At 53.3% G+C, this 4,127-nt stretch carries 6 protein-coding genes; 1 reads left to right on the top strand and 5 read right to left on the bottom strand.

Features of this window, described 5'->3' with window-relative positions:
- The 5 genes from HY2_RS14535 to HY2_RS14555 all read right to left on the bottom strand — a co-directional run.
- The coding region (locus HY2_RS14535) for a recombinase family protein (RefSeq protein WP_051595082.1) at positions 1–1,591 on the bottom strand (1,591 nt) is incomplete at its 3' end.
- A 3-nt stretch (positions 1,592–1,594) separates the two neighbouring features.
- Positions 1,595–1,837 carry a hypothetical protein gene (locus HY2_RS14540; RefSeq protein WP_034828916.1) on the bottom strand — a complete coding sequence of 81 codons (243 nt, stop codon included), beginning with the start codon at positions 1,835–1,837 and terminating at the stop codon, positions 1,595–1,597.
- Between the two features lie 66 nt (positions 1,838–1,903).
- A complete protein-coding gene (locus HY2_RS14545; protein WP_034828919.1) occupies positions 1,904–2,608 on the bottom strand; it encodes a hypothetical protein in 705 nt (234 codons plus the stop codon).
- A 26-nt stretch (positions 2,609–2,634) separates the two neighbouring features.
- Positions 2,635–3,441, bottom strand: a complete 807-nt coding sequence (locus HY2_RS14550; protein WP_081815084.1) for a TetR/AcrR family transcriptional regulator — start codon at positions 3,439–3,441, stop codon at positions 2,635–2,637.
- A 59-nt stretch (positions 3,442–3,500) separates the two neighbouring features.
- Positions 3,501–3,737, bottom strand: coding sequence for a helix-turn-helix domain-containing protein (locus HY2_RS14555; RefSeq protein WP_206741043.1), 237 nt, complete (start codon positions 3,735–3,737; stop codon positions 3,501–3,503).
- Positions 3,738–3,874: 137 nt separating this feature from the next.
- Here HY2_RS14555 and HY2_RS17650 point away from each other — a divergent pair.
- Positions 3,875–4,127: hypothetical protein (locus tag HY2_RS17650; RefSeq protein WP_206741044.1), on the top strand; the 253-nt coding region annotated here is incomplete at its 3' end.

The raw sequence follows: 4,127 nt of genomic DNA on the forward strand, positions 1-4,127 counted from the left end.
TGCGCCATTCCTGTGCAAAAGCAGGCACTAATTCCCCACTGGCGGCAAATGACATGGCCTGATGGGCGATGGCTTCCTTTGGCCCGCTGATTCTTATCTGTTTTTCGCCAACTTCGATCTTGCTGACCAGCGTGCGGACATAGGCTTTGGCGAACTGGCGATTGTCAGGATTTCTGAGGGCCTGCGAAACAGCAGTTCCGAACTTCTCAACGACCTTGTCGCCAAGCTTATCGACAGGCGCACTCCGCTCCCGATCCAGAAGTGCAATCTGCCGTTTCAGACGCTCAACCTTCTCCTGTTGCTCGCGGATATGCGCTGACAAGGTGCCGTCCATCGACAATTCACCGCTACCGACCATGGTGTAGAGGTTCGTGACCTGGGCCTCTGCCTTCCGCTTCTCGCCATCCAGCTTTTTGCGCTGCTCCTTGGCAGAGCGTCCACGCTCCTGCGCGCGGGCAAGCAGCATTTCAGTCATCTTGCGCAGGCGCTTCGGCTCAAGAACCGAACCTTCCAGCGCATCGATGACGATATCATCCAGTTCCTGCATCGGGATCGATACGCCTTTGCAGGCGGTCCGTCCGGCATCAGCCTTCTGGGAACAACGGTAATAGTGATACCGCCCGCTTTTTCCTGAGAGCTTGCGCATGGGCGCGCCGCATTCTTCGCAAACTGCCAGAGCCGTCAAAAGCACATCGCTCGAAACCAGCCTCGGGGCGGTCTTCATCGGATGCTGGCGATCCAGCTTCTCCTGAGCTTCATAGAACAGGACATCTTCAACAATGCGCGGCATCGGGAACAGAACCCACTCTTCTCTCGGGCGAGGTGTTTTCCGGCGTGAGTCGGTCCGGTTGAAGTAATGCTCGCCGATATAGGCAGTGTTTCTCAGAATCTTGTCGATGAACTGGACCCGGAACGGCTTGTTCTGACGGTTCGGGTAGCCTTGCGCATTCAGGTAAGTCGTAATCCGCTTCACACCCATCGGGCCGGATGCGCCATCGCCCCTGACATAGAGCTTGAATATCAGCCTGACGGTTTCCGCTTCTTCGGGATCGATTTCGATTTTCTTTTTCACCCGCGCGCCGCGTGTTTCGGCGGCGTAGGTGCGGAACCCGAACGGGGCCGCCGCTCCATTCCAGAATCCTTGCTTCGCATTCTCGATCATGGACCGGGCGACGTGCTTGGCGGTTTCCTTGCTCTGGTACTCATCCAGCGCGCCAACCATCGTCGTCAGGATATCTGCCGTTTCGCCTTCGCCCAGATCCTGAGTGATCGAAACAAAACGAACCTGCCGTTCCTCCAGAAGAGACCGATAGACCAGTAAGTCTTTCGTGTTCCGGAACAGGCGGGACTGGCTGTGAACAAGGATCGCATCGAACGGGTGATCCGGTGCGACAGCGCGAGAAATCATTTCCTGAAACTGGGGCCGCTTGTCCGTGCGGGCGCTGACCCCGGCGTCGGTATAGACTTTGACGACTTCATAGCCGTTTTGCTCGGCATAGGCTTCACATTGGCGGACCTGATCGGGGATGGAGAGTTCACCTGCGGCCTGTTTCCCTGTTGAAACCCGCACATAAATTGCTGCCCGCTTCATAGGCTACCCTTCTATCAGTTCCTCTGAGGCTTCTGCCTCATCCAGCAAGTCCCGGATCATAGCCGACAGATAGGTCTCGACAATCTGAAGTTCCGCTTCAGTGATGGGAAGATCAGGTGAAAGCCGGAATTCCACACCGCACGAGCCGGAAGCGGTCTGCTTCCGGGCATCGGCTTTGCGGGGAGATTTCCTGGCTTTCAATTCTACGCTCTTGATCCGGACCGGCGGTTTGCCGGGCCAGTTCATGAGAGCAGAATGAGGGAGCGAGCGCCGCAAAAGGCGCTGGCAGGAAACAACGCCGAAAAGAGCGGCCTATTCCTGTGAGGGGTCAGGGGCTTTCAGATTGCGTTCGGAAACAATTGTCCGCATCGCCGTGACAATCTCTGTTTCGCGAACGTCTGGAATAACTCTCTGAACAATCAAATTTACAAACTGGAACGCAGGCGTAAGGCCGCTTCCCTTGTGATAATCGATAGAGAACTTCTGCTTTAGCAGTTCTGTCCAGACATAAGCTAAGCGACGTACCAGACTAACTAGCGGATAATCCGGCTTACGGCCTTTAGGAACAGCGGAATTATCCAACGCAATGTCAGTTGCATCTTCTAACAAGGACAATAGGCGTTTCAGTTCCAACAAGTACGGTTCGCCACGCGTGCGTTCAAAATCCGAAATCGCAGGAAAATCCGTCTCCGGCGCAGGTTCATTCCTGTGAAGCGCGGTCAGATAAAGATCAGAGGCAAGATCACTGTATTCCGGTTGTTCCAGGAATGCGCGGAAATCAGAAATTTTCCTATTCAGCGCTTTGTAATCAGCTCCAACAGATTTGAGTTCGTTTTCGTATGAGCCGAAGACCTTCTGATCTAAAGCATAGCGGCGAACTGCAATACGAAGCTCATCTCGAACGCCTTTTGCAAAAGTCTCAATCCCTATCTGATCTGCAATGTCGTCTAATACGAAATCAGAAAGGATAGATTCCGGCTCCGGCAAAGGCTGACCTTCTGATGCTTCTTCGGACATAGCCAATCCCGACAGTTTGCGTGGGATCAGATTTTCTCTGGTCCGCGCGCTGATCCCTTTGATTTCAGCGTAACCTCATTTGGTTTGCGAAGGCTTTCAGGCTCGCGGCGAGATTTCGGAAGTTTGCTTTGGGATTTAGTGTGGGACAGCTTCTTTGAAGAAAGTGGTTTAGCGCTGGCAGACTTTCCAGACAACAAGTCGACGATTACTTGTTGTGTTTCGATTTCTGCAAGGTCGATTTCTGAATTTGGGAACAGAGCAGCAAGCGTGAGGATTGCCAGTGCTGAGTCGATGGAAGCGATCCGTTGCGGACGCTCCCCTGTCTTCACCCACGCAAACAACATTTCCGCCAGATGCTCAGACACAAAGGCCCGGAATTCATCGAAGGGCTCCCTGTGGTGTTCGTCCAGAAAACCAAGTTTGATGGCGGCGCGGACAATTCCGGCAAACTCCGCATCCGAGAACTGCCTGATAAGCACGTCCGCCAGGTTAGGCGCATAGCGAACATCAGCTTGTTCCTGAAAGCTCGCTCTGGCCTGAGCGAAGGCGTTTGTAATGATGAAGTCCAGGAAAGCGTCTTTGTCCCTGAACCTGACATAGAATGCCCCAACGGAGATACCCGCTGCCTTCGACACCTGCGAGATCGAAACCTGATCAAGGTCGTTCCGAGAGAGAAGGGAGCGCCCTTCCCGGTAGAGGGCGAGCGTTTTGGACTCTGCCAGACTCGCGACGATGCGCTTCCGTCCTCGGCGGCCTGCTTTGTTGACGGGAGGGTTCATCTTGATTCCAAAATATAAAATACGAATTCGTATTCTATATATAAGAAATGACATCTTCAACCATCATGAGCATGGCCGGCATTCAGAACAGACCAAGCTCTTCGGTTTTGTGATCAGGCTTCACTGGACTTACGACCGGGCGGTAATCCCTCGATATCGCCAACCTCTGGATCGTAGTCTGTGAAAAGATCGCGAAGGGGTACGTCCAGCACCTTCGCAACACGCTCAAGCACATCGACAGTTGGATTGTGCTCACCGCGTTCCAGCCCACCCAAATAGGAACGATCTACATTTGCATCGAATGCAAGGCGCTCCTGCGAAACGCCCTTAGAGACACGAATCCGCCTCACATTCCATCCAACAAGTACGCGCGCTTCCATCGGCGCAACGCACATTTTTGTGGTAAATTAAACCACTGGATATATCCATCATATTAATGCTTTTCTGGCTAAGGTTGCGATGCAGGCAATTCAGAACAGGTGATGATATGCGACTCTCGAAAATGGCCATCACAGCTATGCTGATGCTATGGGCTGGTGCCAATGCATTCGCAGATATTTCCGGCCTATACCTTCGTGGAAGCCCGACCAGTTTGGAAGCGGCCCAGATAGTAGAAACGTCTGACGGCCAACTGACCGGCAGAATGGAGTCTTACACCGTGGGTGAGAGCGGGAAGATTTCTCCTAATTCAGTCGGCTTTGACGGTTCGGTGTCCGTTTTCGAACGGTTGAGACACTCTG

The organism is Hyphomonas pacifica (assembly GCF_000682675.1).
GTDB classification, from domain to species: Bacteria; Pseudomonadota; Alphaproteobacteria; order Caulobacterales; family Hyphomonadaceae; genus Hyphomonas; species Hyphomonas pacifica.